This window comes from Paraburkholderia sp. BGA-UO-ETr-F21, from assembly GCF_059567925.1.
This window is the reverse complement of sequence record NZ_JCAQOY010000037.1, coordinates 230,477-251,359: the sequence shown is the minus strand read 5'-3', so window position 1 is coordinate 251,359 and position 20,883 is coordinate 230,477. Positions and strand designations below refer to the sequence as shown.

The window sequence follows — 20,883 nt, the reverse complement described above, 5'->3', positions numbered from 1 at the left end:
ACACAATGAGCGAACCGGCGACCCTGCAGATCAACGGCACCACGATCGACGCCACCTTCGCGGAAGCTTTTCCGATGAAGGCGACCCGGCTCGTCATCACCGCCCATACGCCGGCGTGGGCGATGCATGCCGCCCACTCGCTGACGGGATTCGCAACCTCGGTGATCGGCTGCGGCTGCGAGGCCGGCGTCGAGCGCATGCTGCCGCCCGCGGAAACGCCTGATGGCCGGCCGGGTGTGACGGTGCTGCTGTTCGCGGTGTCGTCGAAGGAATTGGCCAAACAGATCGAGCGGCGCGTCGGACAATGCGTGCTCACGTGTCCGACCACCGCCGTGTATGGCGGCATCGATCCTGACACGAGCCGCGCGCCGCTGTCCGATCGCGCGTCGCTCGGCAGCGGGCTGCGTTTTTTCGGCGACGGCTGGCAAATCTCGAAGATGCTCGGCGACACGCGTTACTGGCGCGTGCCGGTCATGGACGGCGAGTTCGTCTGCGAAGACACCGCGCTGACCGTCAAGGCCGTGGGCGGCGGCAACCTGATCCTGCTCGCGCGCGATATCGACGCCGCGCTCGCCGCCTCGGAAGCGGCGGTCGCCGCCATGCGCAAGCTGCCGAATGTGATCATGCCGTTCCCGGGCGGCGTGGTGCGCTCGGGTTCGAAGGTCGGCTCCAAATACAAAGGCGCGAGCGCCTCCACCAACGACGCGTTCTGTCCCACCCTCACGGGTCTCTCGCCGCGTAGCGAACTGAGCGCGGAAGTCGGCTGCGTGCTCGAAATCGTGATCGACGGGCTCACGGATGCGGATGTCGGCGCCGCGATGAGGGCGGGGATCGCCGCCGCCACCGGACTCGGGCGGGCGGCAGGCCTGCTGCGGATTTCGGCGGGCAACTACGGCGGCAAGCTGGGGCCTTACCACTTTCACCTCCACAGCCTTGCCGCAGGCCTCGACGGGAGCCGCGCATGAGTCAACACACCACGCTGCGCGTGAAAACGGCCCCGGGTTTCCGCGTCGACGCTTCCGCGCTGCAGCCGGCATCGCTCGCGGCGATGAGCGTGGCGCAGATCGAGCGCCTCGCCCTGCCCGCGGGCAATGACAGGTGTATCGTGGGCGATATATTCGAGGTGTCGCGCCATGAGGCCGCCACTGAACCCGCGGCGCCTCACGCTGGCGCCATGCTGGTGATCGAGAACGCGGCACCCTGGCTCGACCGTATCGGTGCGCGGATGGCGGACGGGCATATCGTCGTGCACGGTTCGACCGGCGACTTTAGCGGTTTCCAGATGGCGGGCGGCACGTTGCAGATTCACGGCGACGCCGGTCATTTCACCGCATGTGAAATGCGCGGCGGCCGCCTCACCGTGACCGGCCATAGCGGCGATTTTGCCGCCGGCGCACTCGCCGGCGACATGGAAGGCATGACAGGCGGCACGCTGACGATTCATGGCAACGCGGGCGCACGGCTTGCTGATCGCATGCGCCGCGGCCTCGTGCTGGTCGGCGGCAATGCGGGCGATTTTGCCGCGTCGCGGCTCGTGGCCGGCACCATTGGTATCGCCGGGCAACTGGGCGCGCATTATGCGTATGGTATGAGACGCGGCACGCTCGTGCTTGCCCAGCGGCCCACGCGCTTGCCGCCGACGTTTACCGGCGGCGGTCGCGGTTTCGACGTGTTCTGGGCGCTCCTCGTGCGAAGTCTCGCCGATGAAATCGCGCCCTTCTCGCAGTGGCGCACGGCGAGCTTGCCGACGCGCCATACGGGTGATCTCGCAGTCGACGGACGCGGCGAAATACTGGTCGTGAGCTAGCCGCCGAAACCGGTCGGCCCGCAAAGCGGCCAGGCAAACGGTGTTCGGCAGAAACACCGGATAACGAAGGAGACAGGCATGACGATGGCGCATTCTCCCCACCTATCTGCGGGTGCCGACGCACCCGCACCGCGCTATGCCGGCGCGATGATCGCGTTGCACTGGCTGATTGCCGTCGGCATTATCGGCCTGCTCGCGCTTGGACTGTATATGGTCGGACTGCCGAAGGGGCTGCCTCTCAAGGCGACGCTGCTCAACCTTCACAAGTCGGTCGGACTGACGGTTTTCCTGCTGGTGCTTCTGCGCATCATGGCGCGTGCGGCCTTCAAAGGGCCGCCCTTGCCGCCGATGCGACCGTGGCAACGCGCCGCCGCGCGCACTACGCAGGGCCTTTTATATGTAGCCATGGTCGCGATGCCGGTGTGCGGCTATCTCGGTTCGTCGTTCAACCGTTATGGGACGCGCTTCTGGGGCATTGCGCTGCCAAAGTGGGGCTGGGATGACGCGAGCTTGCGCGAACTTTTCTTCGGGCTTCACCAGGCGATCGGCTATGCGCTGATCGTATTGATCGTGCTGCATGTGGCGGGTGCGCTCAAGCATCAGTTGATCGATCGCGACAATCTGCTCGCGAGGATGTTGCCATGATGCGGCGCGCTTCACGGCAGGCGTCGGCACCTGCACCGCTGAAGGTCGATACGCTGCGTACGCGCGACGGGCATCGTGTGTCGTTCACGGTGGCGGGCGCAGTTGACGGCGTGCCAGTGGTCGTGTTGCACGGTGGTCCAGGCAGCGGCAGCCAGCCAGGCGCGCTGCGGCTTTTCGATCTGACGCGCTTCAGGGTCGTGCTGATCGACCAGCGCGGCACGGGCGCCTCGACGCCGCACGGCAGCGTGCGCCATAACCGCACGGATAGGCTGATCGAAGACATTGAAGCGATCCGCGTTCGCCTGGGCGTGCAACGTTGGGGCGTACTCGGCGGCTCGTGGGGCGCCGCGCTCGCGCTCGCTTACGCCGGCCGGCATCCGCACTCGGTGACGGGCGTGGTGATGCGTGGGCTGTTTCTCACTTCGTTGCGCGAGGTCCGCGGACTCTTCGTCACGGCGCGCAAACACGCACCACGGGCATGGACGCAGCTCTGTGCGGCCGCGCATTGCGACCGGCCCGCCGCGTTGCTGGCCCGCTGCCATGAGCGCTTGCAACGGGGTGGCGACGCAAACGACACGACGCAACATGCAATCGCGCTCGCATGGCGCGGCTATGAAAATGCCGTGCTCGCCAGCGCCGACTCGCGCCGCGCACACTCGCCCGCAAGAACTTCGCGTCGAGACGTACGCAAGCTGGTCGGCAAATACCGCATTCAGGCTCACTACCTGATGCATCGCTGCTGGCTTGGCGAAACCCGTCTGCTCGCGCTGGCGCGCCACGCTGCCGCGGCCGGCGTGCCGCTCGCCGCGGTGCATGGCTCACGCGATCCAGTCTGCCCACCGGGCAATCTGCGACGTCTCGTGCGTGCCGTTCCCGCGGCCCACGTCGAATGCGTGCGCGCGGGCCATCTCGCGATCGACCCAAGACTGCACGAACGTGTTGCCCACGCACTCGCAACGATGTTCCTTCCAACCGCTCACGAGGGGCGCGTTCTGCGCCGCGCGGCATGAAAATCAAGGTACTCGGCTCGTCGGCGGGCGGCGGTTTCCCGCAATGGAATTGCAATTGCCACAATTGCGACGGCGTGCGGCGCGGCACGCTGAAGGCGACGCGCCGCACGCAATCGTCGATCGCAGTCAGTGCGAATGGCGAGGACTGGCTGCTCGTCAACGCGTCGCCCGATCTGCTCGCGCAGATCGCCGCCAATCCGGAATTGCAGCCGGCCCGCCGCGTGCGCGATAGCGGCATTGCCGCAGTGCTCGTCATCGACGCGCAGATCGACCACGTCACCGGCCTGCTGATGCTGCGCGAGCGCGACACGCCACTGCCGCTCTACGCAACCGATGCCGTTTGGCAGGACCTGTGCAGCGGTTTTCCGGTCGCACCGATCCTCTCGCACTATTGCGGCGTCGAACATCGCCGTATCGCACTCGACGGCGCGCCGCTCGCCGTGGACGCACTGAACGGCGTACAGATCGACGCGCTGCCGCTGTCGAGCAAGGCGCCGCCCTATTCGCCGCATCGCAACGCACCCGAGCGCGGCGACAATATCGGGCTCGTCATCACGAACCGGCAGACCGGCAAGCGCGTGTTCTACGCGCCCGGACTCGGCGCGATCGAAGCGCACGTGCTCGCCGCGATGCGGGAGGCTGACCTGCTGCTAGTCGACGGCACGGTGTGGACCGGCGACGAAATGATCCGCCTGGGTCTCTCGAAGAAGACTGCTGCCGATATGGGCCATCTGCAGCAGTCGGGGCCGGGCGGCATGATCGAGGTACTGGATTCGCTCGACGCGCACAATGTCCGCAAGGTGCTGATTCACATCAACAACACCAATCCGATTCTCGTCGAGGATGGGCCAGAACGGCGCACGCTGACCGAACACGGCATCGAGGTAGCGTACGACGGAATGACGTTCGAAATATGACGTTAAGCATGACTGCAGAAGTCAGGTTATGAAGCGTCAATTCAAAAGCATAGCCATGAAGCAGAAAACGGAGACGGCATGAACGCGAAAGACACCTTGGGCACGGCGCCGCCGCACGACACGCAGACGAACGGACGCGGCGACAGTCCCGCCTGGACCCGCGAAGAATTCGAAGCACAGTTGCGGGCGAAAGGCACCGCTTACCATATCCATCATCCGTTCAATGTGAAGATGAATAGCGGTGGCTGCTCCCGCGAGCAGATACGCGGCTGGGTCGCAAACCGCTTCTATTATCAGATCAATATTCCGCTCAAGGATGCGGCCGTGTTGTCGAATTGCCCCGATCGCGAGACACGCCGCCGCTGGGTGTTGCGCATTCTCGACCACGACGGCTATGGCGATCAGGAAGGCGGCATCGAAACATGGGCGCGCCTGGGCGACGCGGTCGGCCTCTCGCGCGACGACCTGTGGTCGCTGAAACGGGTGACGCCCGGCGTGCGCTTCGCCGTGGACGCCTATGTCAATTTCGCGCGCCGCGCGCCGTGGCAGGAATCGGTCTGCTCGTCGCTCACGGAAATGTTCGCGCCGCAGGTTCATCGCGACCGGCTCGCGACCTGGCCGGAACACTATCCGTGGATCGAGTCTTCTGGCCTCGCGTATTTCCGCTCGCGCATCTCGCTCGCGCAACGCGACGTGGAGCACGGGCTCGCGGTCACGCTCGATCATTTCACACGGCGCGAACAACAGGAACGCGCGCTGGAGATCCTGCAATTCAAGCTCGATATCCTGTGGACCATGCTGGATTCGATCGAAAAGGCCTTTCCGCAATGAACGACCTGCCACGCGCCGGCGGCGCCATGCAAACCGCCGATCGTCCGACCATCAACAAGCTCTTTCGTCTGCAATGGGAGCCCGCTCAGAACGCGCACGTTCTGCTCTACCCGGAAGGGATGGTGAAGCTCAATCAGAGCGCGGCGGAAATTCTCAAACGTTGCGACGGCACGCGCGATATGAACGCTCTGATCGCCGACCTGGAGCAGGCGTTCAATACGACCGGACTGGGTCCGGACGTGCGGGCGTTCGTTGCCGACGCGCAGTTGCGCGGCTGGCTGGAGTAGCGCGATGACCGATCTCTCACAACCTGCAGCCGCGGCGCAACCTCAAGCAACGCCGGACGGTGTGGCGCCGCCGCTCTGGCTGCTCGCGGAACTGACTTACCGCTGCCCGCTGCACTGCGCGTTCTGCTACAACCCGGTCGACTATACGGATCACAGCCGCGAGTTGAGCACCGAACAATGGATCGGCGTGCTGCGCGAGGCACGCGCGCTCGGCGCCGCGCAACTGGGGTTTTCAGGCGGCGAGCCGCTGGTGCGGGATGATCTCGAAGTGCTGGTCGCCGAGGCGCGCAAGCTCGGCTTTTATACGAATCTGATCACCTCCGGCGTCGGTCTCACCGATAAGCGGCTCGGCGACCTGAAAGCGGCCGGCCTCGACCACATCCAGTTGTCTTTCCAGGATTCGACGCAGGAACTGAACGACTTCCTGAGCAGCACCCGCACCTTCGATCTGAAACAGCGCGTCGCCGCATCGATCAAACGGCACGGCTTTCCGATGGTGCTCAACTGCGTGCTGCATCGATATAACCTGCCGCACGTCGACAAGATCATCGAGATGGCGCTCGCGATGGGCGCCGAATACCTGGAGCTCGCCAACACACAGTACTACGGCTGGGCGCATCAGAACGAAGCGCAGTTGATGCCGACTCAGGAACAGCTCGACGAAGCCGAAGCGGTAGTCGAACGCTACCGCCGCACGCAGGGCGAGCGCTGCAAGATTTTCTTCGTCGTGCCGGACTATTTCGAACGACGCCCGAAGCGCTGCATGAACGGCTGGGGCGCGGTGTTTCTCGGCGTCGCGCCGGACGGCGCGGCGCTGCCCTGCCACGCCGCACGCAGTCTGCCCGGACTCGTGCTGCCGAATGTCAAAGACACGCCGCTGCGCGAAATCTGGTACGAGAGCGACGCCTTCAACCGCTTTCGCGGCATCGCGTGGATGAAAGAGCCGTGCCGCAGTTGCGACGAAAAGGAACGCGACCTCGGCGGCTGTCGTTGCCAGGCGTATCTACTCACCGGCGATGCGGCCAATGCCGACCCCGTCTGCGACAAGTCGCCGTCGCATGACACGGTCTTGAAGGTGGTGAACGTAGCGCGGCGCGCGGCCGCCGCAGTTGAACCGCGCGAGCAGCCGATCCTGTTTCGCAACGACGCCAACTCGCGCAAGCTGGCGTCCGTTGCGGCATGCGGGAAGACCGGCGAACGCGGCGGCACAGGAGGCTGACCATGACAGCGGGAGACATTTCCGTCTTGCTCGTCGACGATCACGCGGTGGTGCGCGAGGGCTACCGGCGTCTGCTCGAACAGAATGCCGACGTGCATGTGTGCGGCGAGGCCGCCGACGCCAGTCAGGCCTATCAGCGTTTCTGCGCGCTGCGCCCGGATGTGGTGGTAATGGACGTGTCGTTGCCGGGCGCGAGCGGCATTGAAGCGATGCGCCGTATGCTTGCGCGCGAGCCGGACGCTCGCGTGCTGATCTTCAGCGTGCATGAGGACGCGATTTTCGTGCGCCGCGCGCTCGATGCGGGCGCCCTCGGTTACGTGACCAAGGCCAGCGCGCCCGACGTGCTGGTGGAGGCGGTGCGCACCATCGCCCGGCGCGCCGGTTATCTGAGCCCGGATATCTCGCAGGCGCTCGCGCTGCGCAACGCGTTCAGCGAAGGTCCGCCAGGACGGCAGTTGTCGGCGCGTGAGTTCGAAGTGCTGCGACTGCTCGTGCAAGGTTATACGCTGCCGAGCATTGCCGAGAAGCTGGGGTTGAGCCAGAAGACCGTGGCCAATCATCAGTCCGTGATCCGGCAGAAATTCGGCGCCGACAACGGCGTGCAGCTCGCCCAGATGGCAAGCCGCCTCGGGCTTCAGTTCACCGGTTCGGCAAGCCCTGCGTGAGCGGGCACCCGCGCGCAGAACAGGAAACCGCCTTCCGGCTTGCTCGCCACGTGAAACTCGCCGCCTAGCGCCTCGACCCGCTCACGCATGCCGATCAGGCCGAGCCCGCCGCGCGGCTTGTCGAGGTCGACGCCGGGGCCGTCGTCGGCCATGGTGACGACGATCTCATCGATGAGCCCGGCGTCATGCCCTTCGTGCGACTCGCGCGGGGCACGCACCATGAAAACTTCCACACGTGCCGTGCGGGCAAACTTCGACACATTGGTCAGCCCTTCCTGCACGAGCCGGTAAAGCGTGATGGTCAGCGCATCGCTCAGACCGGCAAAGTCCCCTTCGATCGTCAGCGAGAACGACGCGTCCGGCAGACGCTCCCGCCAGCCGTCGACGCAATGCTCCAGCGCGCTCGGCAAACCAAACTCATCCAGGCCGATCGGCCGCAGTCGCCGGATCATGCCGCCAATCTGCCGATAGACGTGGGTCGCGCTCTGCATGAGGCCGAGCGCGACGCGATGTATCTCCGGCTCGCGTGTGCTGGACAGATCGCGGATGCGCGCGGCGTCGAGCGAGATTGCGTTGAGGTACTGGCCTAGCTCATCGTGCAGCTCGCGCGCCAGATGGCGGCGCTCCAGTTCCTCTGCTTGCAGCGCCTGATTGGCGAGACGCCGGTTGTCGGCGAGCAGGCGCTCAGCCTGCTCTTCCAGTGCGCAGCGCCGGCTCAGTTCGCGGCGCGCGTCGCGGTAACGGCGCCATGCAAACCACGCGAGGCCGATAGAGAGCACGCACAGCGTGCCCGGCAATTCGTCGAGCTGGAAGCGCTCGAGGCCCCGCGTCCAGCGGTAAGCGTGCTCGCTGAAATCGAACCTCGCGCTCAGCACGGCGGCGAGCACCGACAGCGCAAACACCCACGCAAGGTCGCGCCACACCGCCGAATGCGGTGGTACGGAGCGCACTGAAGAAGGGTTCGAGGGGTCGCTTGCCATCACGTTTGCATTCGTCACGTTTGCATTCTACTCAGACCGATTGCACACAGCGGTGTGTCGCAGCGCGTTTGGGAACGCTTCCCCCCGATATCGGGAAAAGCTCCCGGGTTTCGCGCGCCGGCGTATGCGAAGCTTTGCACACACAGAAAGAAAGCGCTACGCACGCCGCAACGCGGTGGCGCTCATGAAGATAGCGTCGATCCGGCCGGAGACAGAACGATGAACACGCCATCCAGCGCGCACCGCGCATCTCGCTTACCGGACTTGCCACGTTTGCGCCGGCGGGCCGGCCTCACGCTCTGCTTCGGCGGCGCCCTCGCGAGTTTGTCCGTTTCGGCGTGGGCCCAGACGGAAGCAGCTACGCCCTCAGCGGCGGCGGCGGCCGCCGCGCCGGCCGGCGCGAATCCGGAGGCTGATACGGTGAAGCTCGCGCCGATCGTCATCGTCGGCACCACGCCACTCCTCGGTATCGGCACGCCGCTCTCGCAAGTGCCGGCCAATGTGCAGACCGTTCACGCACCGGATCTCGAACAACAGCACCGCAGCACGCTCACCGATTACTTCGCGAAGAACCTGCCGAGTGTCGATATCGCCGACGCGCAAGGCAATTCGTATCAGGTCAACGTCAATTATCGCGGCTTCACCGCGTCGCCTTTGCTCGGCACGCCGCAAGGCCTTTCCGTGTTCGTCGACGGCGTGCGCGTGAACGAGCCGTTCGGCGACGTGGTCAACTGGGACCTGCTGCCGCAACAGGCGATCGATACGATCCAGCTGATTCCCGGTTCGAACCCGACCTACGGTCTCAACACGCTGGGCGGCGCCATCGCGATCACGACGAAGAACGGCAAGACGAGCCCCGGCGGCGAGGCCGAGGTGCAAGTGGGCTCCTGGGGCCGCAAGTCCGCCCAGATCGAACAGGGCGGCACCATCGGTCAGAATCTCGATTACTACGTGACCGGCAACGCGACCAACGACAACGGCTGGGCGGAGCAGAATGCCAGCCGCGTGCGGCAGGCATTCGGCAAGCTGCGCTATACCGACGCTGATACGACGCTGTCGTTCTCGGGCGGCGGCGCGGACAACGATCTGCACGGCACGCAGACCATTCCGCGCTCGTTCCTCGGCAATCCAAAGCAGCCCTATACCTATCCCGACCAGAATCTGAACAGCGCCGCCTACGCGACGCTGTCGGGCGATCATTATTTCAACGATCATGTCGAGCTGAGCGGCAACGTCTATTACCGGCACTTCCGCAACGACAACGTCAGCAGCAACACCAATCCGAATTTCGGCGCGGTGGACGACGACGGCAACGTCGATACGACCCAGGCGACCAACGAAAGATCGATCGTCTCGACCGACAGCTATGGCGCGAGCCTGCAACTCACGCTGCTCGGCAAGCTCGGCGGGATGGAGAATCAGTTCGTCGCGGGTATGTCCGCGGATATCGCCAACTCCCGGTACACCCAGTCTTCCCAGAATGCGGTGTTCACCGCTTCACGCGCGACCATCGGCATCGGCGATTTCGAGCAGGAAACCGCCGCAAAAACGCATAACGGAAACTACGGCATCTATCTGCAGGATACCTTGTCGCTCACGAAGCAATGGACGCTGACGCTCGCCGGACGCTATAACTGGGCAGACGCCACGATCGGCGACTCGAGCGGCACGCAGCCTCAACTCGACGGCCACCATACGTTTTCCCGCTTCAATCCGGCGATCGGCATCAACTGGAATCCGACTTCCGCATTCACGGCCTATGCCACCTATAACGAAGGCATGCGTTCGCCGACCGCCATCGAACTGGCCTGTGCGGATCCGTCCGCGCCCTGCTCACTGCCGAACGACTTCGTGTCGGATCCGTCGCTCCAGCCGGTGATCTCGAAGACCTTTGAAATCGGCGCCCGTGGACGGATAGGCCAGGCGACGACCTGGAGCGCCGCCGTCTACAGCACGACACTCGACAACGATATCGAGTTCATCAGCACCAATGGCGCCACCAGCAACCAGGGCTTCTTTCAGAATGTCGGCCGCACGCGCCGGCAAGGCCTCGAACTCTCAGGACACAGCCAGCTCGGGCCGCTCGCCGTTACGGCCAGCTACAGCTACGTCGACGCGACCTACCGGTCGAGCTGGACAGAAAGCAGTCCGAGCAATTCCAGTGCGGATCAGAACGGCAACATCACCGTCAAGTCGGGCGATCATATCCCCAGTATCCCGGCGAACACCGTCAAGCTGCAACTCGACTACGCGGCCACCGCGAAGTGGAACATCGGCACGAACCTGACCTGGCGCGGCAGCGTCTATGCGCAGGGCGACGAGAACAACCAGGATGTGAACGGCAAGATCGCAGGCTACCTGCTGATCGATCTGGACACCTCGTACCAGGTGACCAAACAGCTTCAGGTCTTCGCGAGCATCACGAACCTGCTGGACAAACGCTATGCGAGCTTCGGCGCGCTCGGCGAGAACTTCTTCAACGGCCCGAACCATACGTTCGACGGCGCCAACCCGATCAACGAGCAGTTCGTCGGGCCGGGCGCGCCGCGCGGTTTCTGGGTCGGGCTGCACTACGCGTGGAAGTAACGCGTAATGCGCGTGAGCCGACCGACGCGTCGATCGGCTCTCAGGCAACGCGCTCAATGCGATTCGATCGAGCCGTCGCTATGCGGATACGTGACGATGCCCCACGCCAACGGCAGTTCGCCGATCTGCTTGATCGGCTGATAATTCTGCGCATCGAGCACATAAACCGCATCGGAGCGGCCACATGCCACCAGCAGTTTCGCGCCGTCCGGCGTGAAGCTGAAGTGCCAGCAACGCTGGCCCACCGGCACGTCCGCGACATGTTCGTAGCTGTGCCCGTCGAACACCTGCACCGTCTTGTCGCGCGCCGCGGCGAAGAAAAGACGCTTGCCATCCGGTCCGAACGCTACGCCGTACGGGCCGAGCTTCGTATCGACGGTCTTCACGACCTGGAATGTGCGCGCGTCTATCACCACGAACTTGCTCAGCGATTCGAGCGTGACGACATAGTCCTTGCCGTCGGGTGACAGGCGGATGCCGCGCGGCCGGCCGCCTGCCGCGAGCTTCACGGTTCGGACCGGCGCGCCCGTGCGGACGTGATAGACCGAGACCGTATCGTCGCCCTCGTTGGTCACAAGCATGGTGTTGCCGTCGCGCGAAAATTCGATCCCCTCGGTTTCGTGGCCGCTCGTGACCGAACGAATCACGCGCCAGGTCTTCATATCGACGATCGCGATTTCAGCGGGCGGCTTGTTGGCGTCATCGTCGTCGGCGCCCGGCTTGCCGTTGGCGGCGGGCGGGCTATCAGCACCTGGCTTGCCTTTGGCGGCGGGTGGGCCGCCGTCTTCGCCGGGCTCGTAGGTCACGTATGCGTACCCGTTGTGCACGCGCACAAATTCCGGGTTCTTGCCGATCTTCACACGCTGGACGACCTGACCCGAAGCCGTGTCGATCACCGCCAGGTCCCCGGTATTCTTGTTCGCCACGAGAAGCCGTGTGCCATCCGCATTCAGACTCAGGCCGCGCGGGCCGTCGGCGCCGACCGGAAACGTCTTCGTCAACGTCATCTGGTCCAGATCAATCACGCCGACACCGGCCTTCTCGCTCGTCACGTAGGCTATTGGGGCCGCCGCGTAGGCGGTACTCGCGGCGAGCGCAAGCGCCGCGACGGCGGTGGCCAGGGTGGTGACAGCGAAAGCGAGGGGCCGTCCTGGTGTTGCGATACGAAAGCTTGTCTCCAGCATTGTTGTACTCCGTAGTGAAATCGCCACGCCGCGAAAGCTCGCGCCATTCAAGCAAAGTAGTTCATCGGAGGATCGTTTGACAACGCACATCGGGCGGGAGATTTTCCCGAATTGACTCGTTGAGACCAGCGGCAGTACTAAAACGCGCTGTAGGGGTGGAAAATGAGCGCGGAGGTGGCCAATGCGAGGCCTCGACCGCAATGCTCGAACGTGCAATGGCGACGGCTGGATATACCGCGATCGATACGGCATCGCGGCGTCGTATCGTCATGGCGCTGGGCGCCGTCATCGCCGCTCATGCGGGCTTGCTTGGGTGGGTGTTGGCGACGCGAGACAGGACAGTCGAGCGAACGGTCGAAGCGACGCCCATCGTCGCGATGCTGTTGAGGGATGACTCGCAAGTCCTTGCACCTGTCGAACCTGTCGAACCTGTCGCGCCTGTTCAGCCTGCCGTGCCCGCTCCGGCCGCCGCTGTTGTCGCGCCGCAAGCCGCGCACCCCGCAGTACGCAGCAAACTCCTGCCGCAGCCTCATCCCAAGCCGCCGCGCGCGAGCGCAGCGCCGGCGCCGAGCGTGCCGTCGCCATCCGGTGATTCCGCGCGCTCGCCTGCACCGGTGGCTGCGCCCATTGCCGCTGCGCCATCGCCCGCAGCACCGGCGGCGAATGCTTCTGCAACCGCTGCCGAGCGCACCGTGCCTGCATCGAGTACCCCAAGGAGCGTGTCGCACGTCGACTGCGCTATTCCCAAGCCGGACTATCCCGAGGTATCGAAGCGCCGCGGTGAAAGCGGCACTGCGATCGTCCGATTCGTGGTTGGTCTGAGCGGCCACATCGAAACCGCTCAAGTTCAAAAGAGCAGTGGCTATCCCCGGCTCGACGACGCGGCGCTCGCTGCGATCCATGCGGGAGCGTGCCAACCCTACCGGGAAAACGGCGAAGCGGTGCGTGCCGCTTATTCGGAATCGTTCATCTTCGGATTGGCCGAGTAGCCTGTCTCCGAATCAAAGGAAAACACCATGCAACACTATGGCCTCGCGAATGTCTGGGAAAACGGCGATATCATCACGCGCTGCATTCTGAGCGCGCTGCTCATCATGTCGGTCCTGTCGTGGACGGTGATCCTCATCAAGCTATGGACCATCATGCGGATCAAGCGCGTGACGCGCCAGGCCGAAGCACAATTCTGGAAAGCCGATCGTTTCGAAGACGGATTGCGCAGCCTGGGCGCGCACGCATCGGGGTCGACTCCCCGCGACAATCCGCTTCTCGCGCTCGCTCTCGCCGGCGAGGAAGCCGCTGCCCACCATCAGCAGACGCAATCGCATCTGCACGACCGCATCGACGTATCCGACTGGATTACGCGCCGCCTGCAGGACACGATGGACGACGCCATTGCACGCATGCAAAGCGGCCTCGCGGTGTTGGCGTCGATCGGCAGCACCGCGCCCTTCGTGGGGCTGTTCGGGACCGTCTGGGGCATTTATCACGCGTTGATCCTGATTGGCGAGACGGGACAGACGTCGATCGATCATGTCGCCGGACCGGTCGGCGAGTCGCTGATCATGACGGCCTTCGGCCTGTTCGTGGCGATACCGGCGGTGCTGGGATATAACGGCCTGACGCGCGCGAACAAGTCGATCGTGACGAGACTCAAGCGTTTCGCGCATGGACTGCACGCGTATTTCGTAACCGGTTCGCAACTGCCGTCGAGTACCGGCCCTGACATGCGAATCGTGCCGCGCGGTGCACCCCTGGCGGCGGGCGGAGCGAATGACGGCACGAGCGACGACACACGCGATGGAGCGCTCAAATGGCAATGACCCCGTTCTCCGACGACGACGAAAGCGGCCTGATGAGCGAAATCAACATGACGCCGCTTGTCGACGTGATGCTGGTGCTGCTGATCATCTTTCTCGTCACCATTCCGGCCATGCAGCACGCGGTGAAAATCGATCTTCCGCAAGCGAGCAGCCAGCCGGACAATGTCAAACCCGCGCATCTCGACGTCGCCGTGCAGGCGGACGGCTCGATTCTCTGGGACGGCCATGCCGTGGCGGACGATGTTTTACGCGCGAGGATCGCCGAGGCTGCTCGCGCGCAACCTCAACCCGAACTGCATTTACGGGCCGACCGCAAAGTGCCCTACGAGCGCGTCGCCGACGTGATGTCGGCGGCACAGGCCGGAGGGCTGACGAAAATCGGCTTCGTGACCGATCCCCGGGCGAAGAAGTGAAGACCACCGCACTTGCGCTGCCTTGCGCTGTCCTGCGTTCGCGCCGCCGCGCGGCGCATGCCACGATCACATAAAGGATGCCTTAACGAAGTCCAAAGAATCTCTGAATTCAAATTGGCATCCGGCTCCGCTATCGTGGCTGCATGAAACCAGGAGCACCGGACCATGCAAGCCTTGATCTTCGACGTCGACGGCACGCTTGCCGATACCGAGACCGCTCATTTGCAGGCCTTCAATGCCGCATTCGCCGAAGCGGGTCTCGACTGGTTCTGGGACGAGCCCCTTTACACGCGCCTTTTGAAGGTGGCGGGCGGTAAGGAGCGCCTGCTGCATTACTGGCACGTCGCCGATCTGGAAGAAGCGGACGGCACGCGCGTGAGCGACGTGATCGACGCCGTGCATGCGATCAAGACGCGCCATTACGCAGCGCGCGTGCGCAATGGCGGTTTGCCGCTGCGGCCAGGCATTGCGCGTCTGATTGCCGAGGCGCATGCTGCCGCCATTCCAGTCGCGATCGCCACGACCACGACCCCCGCAAACCTCGATGCACTACTGCAAACACCGTTCGGACCCGCGTGGCGGACCCGCTTCGCCGCAATCTGCGATGCCGGCACGACCCACGAGAAGAAGCCCTCGCCCGAGGTCTACCTCGACGTGCTTCGGCAACTCGGGCTCAAAGGTTCGGACTGCGTTGCCTTCGAGGACTCATCGAATGGTCTGCGCGCGGCACGCGCGGCCGGCGTTCCTACGATCGTGACACCCACCGCATACACGTCGCAGGATGACTTCGACGGCGCGTTGGCCGTGCTGCCCGACTTGGGTGAGCCGCACGCGCCGATCCCTTCGTTGGTCCCGAATGAAGAGGCTCGCTGGGTCGATCTGGCCACCTTGCGTCATTGGCATCGCCACGCGCTGACCGAGTCGGCCTGAGCATGCATCAGGAACTTCTCGTGAGAGGCATGCGACCCAAAGCCGTACTGATCGATCTCGACGGCACGATGGTCGACACCGCGCCGGACATCGTCGAAGCAGTCAGCCAGATGCTCGAGGAGTTCCGTTCGGCGCCTTTGCCGTTCGCGACTGTCAGCGGCTTTATTGGCAAGGGCGTGCCCAACCTGGTTCGACGCTCGCTGGAAGCAGCCGGCTTGGCTCGGCGCGTCGACGCCGAACATGCGGTGAATGTGTTCCATCGCCACTACGCGCAGACCAATGGACGCCTTGGCCGCGTTTTTCCCGATGTGGGGAGTGGGCTCCGCGAGTTGCAGCGGCGTGGATACCGGCTCGCCTGCGTCACCAACAAGCCGAAGGAACTCGCCGCGCCACTGCTGCTCGCAACGGGGCTCGCCCGCTACCTCGATGTGCTGGTTGCCGGGGATTCTATCGACAAAATGAAGCCCGATCCCGAACCGCTGTGGCACGCGTGCCGGCTGCTCGACGTGGAACCTGAGCACAGCGTATTGGTTGGTGATTCGCCGGTCGATGTGAGTGCCGCGCGAGCGGCCGGTCTGCCGGTATTCATCGTAAGCTATGGCTATGCCGGGCCGGCGGGGTCGGCGGCGCTGGAGTGTGATGGTTTGATCGATTCGCTGATGGCGATGCCCGCGATTCTGGCGTCGTGGGGTGTGAGTGGTAGGCGTCAAGGTCGTCGGGGAGAAACTTGAATGGATTTAGATTCAGTTAATTAGTTAGGCATCTTAATGTAATGCGTCGGCAAGCTTTATTTCCCGCTTTCGCACACTGTGTCGCCCTAAAAGAGGGGCAGCAGGGATTCGTGTGAATGCCTGCCGCCTGGTCGAAGCGGTGGGCCTGGTGTTCGAGCGCTTCGCGCTCAGAGTTATGAAGTCCCTTCGAGAATGACAAACGTCCCGGCCGCTGCTCCGGCGCGGAGCGCTTTGGCCGCCTGGTACTCGGGGCTCTCGTAGAAACGCTTGGCGTCGGCGAACGAATCGAACTCAAAGATCACATGCCGCTCGTGTGCTTCGCCTTCGAGAATTTCATACTGTCCCGAGGACGCAATGACCTTCGGGCTGAAATTCTTCATTGCATCGCCTGCGGCTTTTGCATAGGCGGCGTAAACGGTTGCATCCGAAATGCTGACGTGTGCGATCAGATAACCTTTTGGCATGTTTATCTCTCTGGTGTGGTAAGCGCATTCAATTCAACGCTGGGTGCGTGCTGGCAATCGCCCACGTAGAAGGTGTGGGTATGCAGTAGCCTGTCCTAATTCGACGTGCCGACCCTGATATGGAGGGGATTCTGCTCGCGTCCTGATGATCGATCATCCAGCCGCCGTCGCTCCCATTCGTTCAGGTTGTCCTGTGGACGACACGAGAAGCTAGTCTACTGAGTCGCAATTGAGCTATAAATGACGTCAAACATAACGCTCCGTTACTCCTCAGGTGAACAATGCAAAACCTGGATGCACTTCTGATTTTTTCACGTGTCGCTGAAATGACGAGCTTCACGCGTGCAGCCGAAAGCCTCGGTATCCAGAAAGGACGTGTCTCTATGGTGGTCAGTGCGCTTGAGCGGGATGTGGGGGTCACCCTCCTGCATCGGACCACGCGAAGTGTGCAACTCACCGAAGATGGACGCGCCTTTTATTCACGCGCACGCGACCTGCTGGCCGAAGTAGAAGAATTGCAGTCAATGTTCGCGAGTAACGGCGCACCACTACGGGGAAAGTTGCGCGTCGACATGCCAACCGAGTTGGCACAAAGCGTCGTGATTCCCGCACTCCCTCAACTGATGGCGGCGCATCCAGAGTTGGAACTGGAAGTGTCCAGCACCGATCGGCGTGTCGATCTCGTTCAGGAAGGGTTCGATTGCGTGGTGCGGCTGGGTCCGATCGTCGACGAGACGCTGATTGCCCGACCGCTTGGCAAGCTGCGCATGATCAATGCGGCGAGTCCGAGCTATCTGGCACGGTACGGCATACCGCACACGCTCGACGATCTGCGCGACCAGGGGCACCAGATGGTTCATTACACGCGCACGCTCGGCGGCAAGCTTGCTGGATGGGAATATCCCGACGGCGATGGATACGCGACGCTTACGTTGCCGGGCGCGATGCAGGTCAATAGCGTGCAGACTTATCATGCAGCAGGGCTTGCGGGCATCGGGTTGATTCAGGCGGGATATTCGGCGCTTGTGCATCACATCGAACGTGGCGCGCTAGTGGAGATTCTGCCGGACCTACGTCCTGAGTCTCTTGCCGCGTCGCTCGTCGTGGCACATCGGCGTAACCTGTCGCAACGCGTCCGGGCTTTTATGAATTGGATCGAGAGGGTATTGGAGCCCTATTTTGATTAAACGATATTCGATTCTGCGGCAGTAAAAAACGCGTCCCCCGACTTTTTCGACACGACGCGGTACAAAGGCCATTCGGTACGACATATTGTCTTGTGGCCCCCAGCTTCCGGCGACTTCTAGCTACTCACTCCAGGGGCGTATCCACCTTCGGGATCTTTGACGGCACCGACACGAAATACTGAGACAGTAGTCTCCAGCTGTCCCGCCCGCTCTTTGAGCGATAGCGCCGCCGCTGATGCCTGCTCGACCAGCGCCGCGTTCTGCTGGGTCACCTGATCCATTTGCGCAACCGCACGATTGACCTGTTCGATACCCTTTGACTGTTCTTCAGACGCGGCGGCAATTTCGCCGATCAGGTCGCTGACTCTTCGCACAGAAGTCAGGATTTCTGCCATGGTCCGGGTTGCGCGATCCGCCTGCTGCGCACCGGTTTCAACGCGGCTCAGCGAATCCGTAATGAGCGCCTTGATCTCCCTTGACGCCGTGGCGCTGCGTTGGGCCAATGAACGCACTTCGCTGGCGACCACCGCGAACCCGCGCCCCTGCTCGCCTGCGCGTGCCGCTTCCACGGCCGCATTCAAAGACAGGATATTGGTCTGAAAGGCAATCCCTTCGATTACGCCTGTAATTTCGGCAATCTTGCCGGAAGAGTCGGATAGACCCCGCATCGTCTGGACGACATCCTGCGTCGCCTGATTGCCCTGCTCGGTTAGCATTGCCGTACTGCTCACCACCTGGTTTACCTGCTTCGCGTTGTCGGCGTTCTGGCGAACCGTCGAAGTCAGTTCTTCCATGGACGAGGCGGTCTCCTCTAGCGACGCGGCCTGTTCTTCGGTACGTTGCGACAGGTTCATATTACCGGCCGAAATTTCATGTGCGGCGGTGTCGATCGACCGCGATCCCTCTCGCACGATTCTGATTGTCTGAACCAGTTTGCTTTGCATCGCCTGCAGGCCAGTCATCAGTTGCCCCATTTCATCCCCCGAGTGGACCTCGACCAGTGTAGTCAGATCCCCGTCGGCAATTGCCCCGAAGTGGGACAGTGCCTGGGTCAACGGCCTGCCGATCGCCCGCTGCAGCGACCACCATGCGAGCGCCGCCGCACCAAGCGCTACGACACTACCGGCGATTGCTATACCAACGAACAGGTGGAAGCGTGCTTGCGCGGCATCAAACGTCGCCCTCGCAGCCGCGACTTGAATCTGTTCGAGTGAATCCATGCCGTCGGACACATCGATAAACAACGACGGCGGTACATGCAGCCAAACCTCGAGCATCTTCGCCCCATCACGAGTGGCAATGGCGCTGAACATCGGTTCCAGACCGTTTGCGACGAATGCGTCGAACTTTGCATTCGCGTCGGCCGCACGGTGTGCTTCATCGGGGCTGGAAAACGGCAGCGTGCGATACGTATCCCACGCCCTCTTCGATGCGGTGAGCAGATCTCGGGCGGTCTGAGTTTCCTTGGGCACGTCTGGACTGGCCGGGTCGAGCGCGACGCGATACAGCCACAGACGGGTTCTCGAGAGTGCTACGTTTGCCTGACCGAGAGCCTCTGAAGATGCCAGCCGGCTGGAATACAGCTCCTTCACATCGTTGTTGCCAATTGCCACGCCAACGACACCGATGATGCCACCAGCAACTAGCAGCATTCCAAGAAAACTCATCGCCAGCGCCAGGCGGGCACGAATGCTTAAATTTCTGATCATGGCGATAGAAGGTGTGAATGTGGGCCGACGCATGCACGTCAAGCTAATAGGGTACGGTGTGCGCGAGGTCACTCCCTAGCTAACGGCCCAAAGCCGGTCAGATTAATGCGGGATTTAGCAACAGATGTTTCCCGGGATCGTTGGTTATGGTTTGCGCTGCATGCTGATATAAGGCGCCGCGGCACTGCAAAAACGAAGGCCGCCAAATTGCTCCAACGGCGAGCAACCATTTGACCAACGTCTAAGCCAGAACGAGATTCAGGCTCCGGGCGGCGTGTGTGTGCCGCGAGCATGCCGATCAAACGGCCGCATTCGGAAGGCGGATTCAACCGGCCGACTTCTGGTGGAGGCGAATGAATTTTCGTGCTCGCGCCCGGTCCCTCGCGCGCCTTGATCGTTCGAGGTTCAAGGCGCGTATGCGAAAGGCAGAAGCCGACCCGCAGCCACCGGTCGCGCTACCGGCGCTTTAGCGGCAGCTTATTAGTGCTCCGGCTGTCCAAACCAACCCCTAGGGGACAGCAGTCCCGTTGACGTGTGCCGGTACGGGAGAGGAGCCTCAACCTTGCCCAGGCCCGTGACCGCGGTTCTTGTGCTGACTGCCCTTCCCGATATCGACCTTCAGATAAGATGTTGGGTCGAATCGCAATCTATAGCGTCGCCGCGTCCATCCTCGCCGGATGTGCGCTCGGCCGGACAACTGTCGATGTTTCCGCGCCTCAAGGCACGAACCCCACGACGGGCAAATACGTGCGAATTGATTCCGTTCAGGACAAACGCATTTTTACGGTCAAGCCCCCCAGCGCCGACATGGCATCACTGGATCCTGATGAAGATTCTAGCGATGCGTCGAAAGCTCGCGCGATCGGCAGGAAAAGAAACGGTTATGGCAAAGCACTCGGCGATGTGGTGCTTCCCGAAGGCAAGACGGCCTCCGGCCTCGTTGAAAACGCATTGGCCACGGGCTTTCAGGAGGCGGGTTACATAGTCGTGAAGCAGGGTGACCCCCAACTTTGCCGCCGCCGCTCCGGTGACAGCACAATTAATCGATTTCTGGGCATGGTTCCAGCCCGGCTTCTGGTCCATTACAACGAATCAGAAGTCAGAACTGCAGCTGTCAGGCGATATCGGTGCTCTTCATGGTGCTCAGACCGTCAAGACTCGCGTTAGCGAATCCAAGCAGGTCGTGGTCTCCAGCGACTGGCGGGAGATCGTGGAAAAAGGCCTGTCTGCCATCACCCAGCGGACAAAGGAACTGGTAAGCGGGAAATAGCTCTCTCCAGGAGACAGCCACATCGCTCGTCGTGAAGACGACGGGAGCGCGTGGCTCGCAAGCCGGGCGTGCTAATCGGTATCTGGACCTGCAGATTGGCGGCGTCGAGTGGCATCGGGCGTCGCCACTTCGGTTCCGTTCGATGCTGACATGACGGCACGAACAGGTCGTAATCTGTGCCGTTGCCACCGAGCTTGTGCGAGTTACCTGCAGTACCAAGAAGGCGTG

The 20,883-nt window shown here is 62.9% G+C and carries 21 protein-coding genes; 17 read left to right on the top strand and 4 right to left on the bottom strand.

Translation table 11 applies throughout. The annotated features are described in order from the left end of the window. Positions 1–5: 5 nt before the first annotated feature. The 9 genes from fhcD (at position 6) to AC57B1_RS24775 (ending at position 7,381) form a co-directional block, all read left to right on the top strand. Positions 6–965, top strand: a complete 960-nt coding sequence (gene fhcD / locus AC57B1_RS24815) for a formylmethanofuran--tetrahydromethanopterin N-formyltransferase (RefSeq protein ID WP_496418988.1) — start codon at positions 6–8, stop codon at positions 963–965. Then, positions 962–1,807 carry a formylmethanofuran dehydrogenase subunit C gene (locus AC57B1_RS24810; RefSeq protein WP_496418987.1) on the top strand — a complete coding sequence of 282 codons (846 nt, stop codon included), beginning with the start codon at positions 962–964 and terminating at the stop codon, positions 1,805–1,807. The genes fhcD and AC57B1_RS24810 overlap by 4 nt, the downstream gene beginning before the upstream one ends. Before the next feature lie 78 nt (positions 1,808–1,885). Continuing rightward, a complete protein-coding gene (locus tag AC57B1_RS24805; protein WP_091803597.1) occupies positions 1,886–2,452 on the top strand; it encodes a cytochrome b in 567 nt (188 codons plus the stop codon). After that, the gene (locus AC57B1_RS24800) at positions 2,449–3,462 is read left to right on the top strand and encodes an alpha/beta fold hydrolase (RefSeq protein ID WP_496418986.1); all 1,014 of its coding nucleotides are present in this window, start codon (positions 2,449–2,451) and stop codon (positions 3,460–3,462) included. The genes AC57B1_RS24805 and AC57B1_RS24800 overlap by 4 nt, the downstream gene beginning before the upstream one ends. After that, the gene (pqqB, locus tag AC57B1_RS24795; RefSeq protein ID WP_408302582.1) at positions 3,459–4,379 is read left to right on the top strand and encodes a pyrroloquinoline quinone biosynthesis protein PqqB; all 921 of its coding nucleotides are present in this window, start codon (positions 3,459–3,461) and stop codon (positions 4,377–4,379) included. The genes AC57B1_RS24800 and pqqB overlap by 4 nt, the downstream gene beginning before the upstream one ends. A gap of 78 nt (positions 4,380–4,457) precedes the next feature. After that, complete coding sequence (pqqC, locus tag AC57B1_RS24790; RefSeq protein ID WP_408353500.1) at positions 4,458–5,210, top strand: pyrroloquinoline-quinone synthase PqqC; 753 nt, start codon at positions 4,458–4,460, stop codon at positions 5,208–5,210. Further along, positions 5,207–5,497 carry a pyrroloquinoline quinone biosynthesis peptide chaperone PqqD gene (pqqD, locus tag AC57B1_RS24785; protein WP_408302580.1) on the top strand — a complete coding sequence of 97 codons (291 nt, stop codon included), beginning with the start codon at positions 5,207–5,209 and terminating at the stop codon, positions 5,495–5,497. The genes pqqC and pqqD overlap by 4 nt, the downstream gene beginning before the upstream one ends. 4 nt (positions 5,498–5,501) lie before the next feature. After that, a complete protein-coding gene (pqqE, locus tag AC57B1_RS24780; protein ID WP_496418985.1) occupies positions 5,502–6,716 on the top strand; it encodes a pyrroloquinoline quinone biosynthesis protein PqqE in 1,215 nt (404 codons plus the stop codon). A gap of 2 nt (positions 6,717–6,718) precedes the next feature. Then, complete coding sequence (locus AC57B1_RS24775; RefSeq protein ID WP_091803612.1) at positions 6,719–7,381, top strand: response regulator; 663 nt, start codon at positions 6,719–6,721, stop codon at positions 7,379–7,381. On the opposite strand, the gene AC57B1_RS24770 is transcribed toward AC57B1_RS24775, so the two are convergent. Beyond that, a complete protein-coding gene (locus AC57B1_RS24770; RefSeq protein WP_408184191.1) occupies positions 7,351–8,361 on the bottom strand; it encodes a histidine kinase in 1,011 nt (336 codons plus the stop codon). The genes AC57B1_RS24775 and AC57B1_RS24770 overlap by 31 nt on opposite strands. A gap of 219 nt (positions 8,362–8,580) precedes the next feature. On the opposite strand from AC57B1_RS24770, the gene AC57B1_RS24765 reads away from it, so the two are divergent. Further along, complete coding sequence (locus AC57B1_RS24765; protein WP_496418984.1) at positions 8,581–10,947, top strand: TonB-dependent receptor; 2,367 nt, start codon at positions 8,581–8,583, stop codon at positions 10,945–10,947. A gap of 53 nt (positions 10,948–11,000) precedes the next feature. On the opposite strand, the gene AC57B1_RS24760 is transcribed toward AC57B1_RS24765, so the two are convergent. Beyond that, positions 11,001–12,131, bottom strand: coding sequence for a YVTN family beta-propeller repeat protein (locus AC57B1_RS24760; protein ID WP_496418983.1), 1,131 nt, complete (start codon positions 12,129–12,131; stop codon positions 11,001–11,003). Between the two features lie 215 nt (positions 12,132–12,346). Between AC57B1_RS24760 and AC57B1_RS24755 the strand changes: the two genes are divergently transcribed. The 5 genes from AC57B1_RS24755 to gph all read left to right on the top strand — a co-directional run bounded on the left by AC57B1_RS24755 (position 12,347) and on the right by gph (position 16,025). Next, positions 12,347–13,120, top strand: coding sequence for an energy transducer TonB (locus AC57B1_RS24755; RefSeq protein WP_496418982.1), 774 nt, complete (start codon positions 12,347–12,349; stop codon positions 13,118–13,120). Positions 13,121–13,147: 27 nt separating this feature from the next. Next, entirely contained in the window at positions 13,148–13,951 is an 804-nt protein-coding gene (locus tag AC57B1_RS24750) for a MotA/TolQ/ExbB proton channel family protein (protein WP_496418981.1), read from the top strand. Then, entirely contained in the window at positions 13,942–14,364 is a 423-nt protein-coding gene (locus AC57B1_RS24745) for an ExbD/TolR family protein (protein ID WP_408353486.1), read from the top strand. The genes AC57B1_RS24750 and AC57B1_RS24745 overlap by 10 nt, the downstream gene beginning before the upstream one ends. Positions 14,365–14,529: 165 nt before the next feature. Next, positions 14,530–15,294, top strand: coding sequence for an HAD family hydrolase (locus AC57B1_RS24740; protein WP_496418980.1), 765 nt, complete (start codon positions 14,530–14,532; stop codon positions 15,292–15,294). A 29-nt stretch (positions 15,295–15,323) separates the two neighbouring features. Next, positions 15,324–16,025, top strand: coding sequence for a phosphoglycolate phosphatase (gene gph, locus AC57B1_RS24735; protein ID WP_496419322.1), 702 nt, complete (start codon positions 15,324–15,326; stop codon positions 16,023–16,025). 173 nt (positions 16,026–16,198) lie between these two features. On the opposite strand, the gene AC57B1_RS24730 is transcribed toward gph, so the two are convergent. Continuing rightward, positions 16,199–16,489, bottom strand: coding sequence for a DUF1330 domain-containing protein (locus tag AC57B1_RS24730; protein WP_408302565.1), 291 nt, complete (start codon positions 16,487–16,489; stop codon positions 16,199–16,201). A 281-nt stretch (positions 16,490–16,770) separates the two neighbouring features. Here AC57B1_RS24730 and AC57B1_RS24725 point away from each other — a divergent pair, with 281 nt between their 5' ends. Then, positions 16,771–17,676 carry a LysR family transcriptional regulator gene (locus tag AC57B1_RS24725; RefSeq protein ID WP_496418979.1) on the top strand — a complete coding sequence of 302 codons (906 nt, stop codon included), beginning with the start codon at positions 16,771–16,773 and terminating at the stop codon, positions 17,674–17,676. Positions 17,677–17,792: 116 nt separating this feature from the next. On the opposite strand, the gene AC57B1_RS24720 is transcribed toward AC57B1_RS24725, so the two are convergent. Beyond that, positions 17,793–19,385 carry a methyl-accepting chemotaxis protein gene (locus tag AC57B1_RS24720; protein ID WP_496418978.1) on the bottom strand — a complete coding sequence of 531 codons (1,593 nt, stop codon included), beginning with the start codon at positions 19,383–19,385 and terminating at the stop codon, positions 17,793–17,795. Between the two features lie 997 nt (positions 19,386–20,382). Here AC57B1_RS24720 and AC57B1_RS24715 point away from each other — a divergent pair. Further along, positions 20,383–20,655, top strand: coding sequence for a hypothetical protein (locus tag AC57B1_RS24715; RefSeq protein ID WP_496418977.1), 273 nt, complete (start codon positions 20,383–20,385; stop codon positions 20,653–20,655). Positions 20,656–20,883 lie beyond the last annotated feature (228 nt).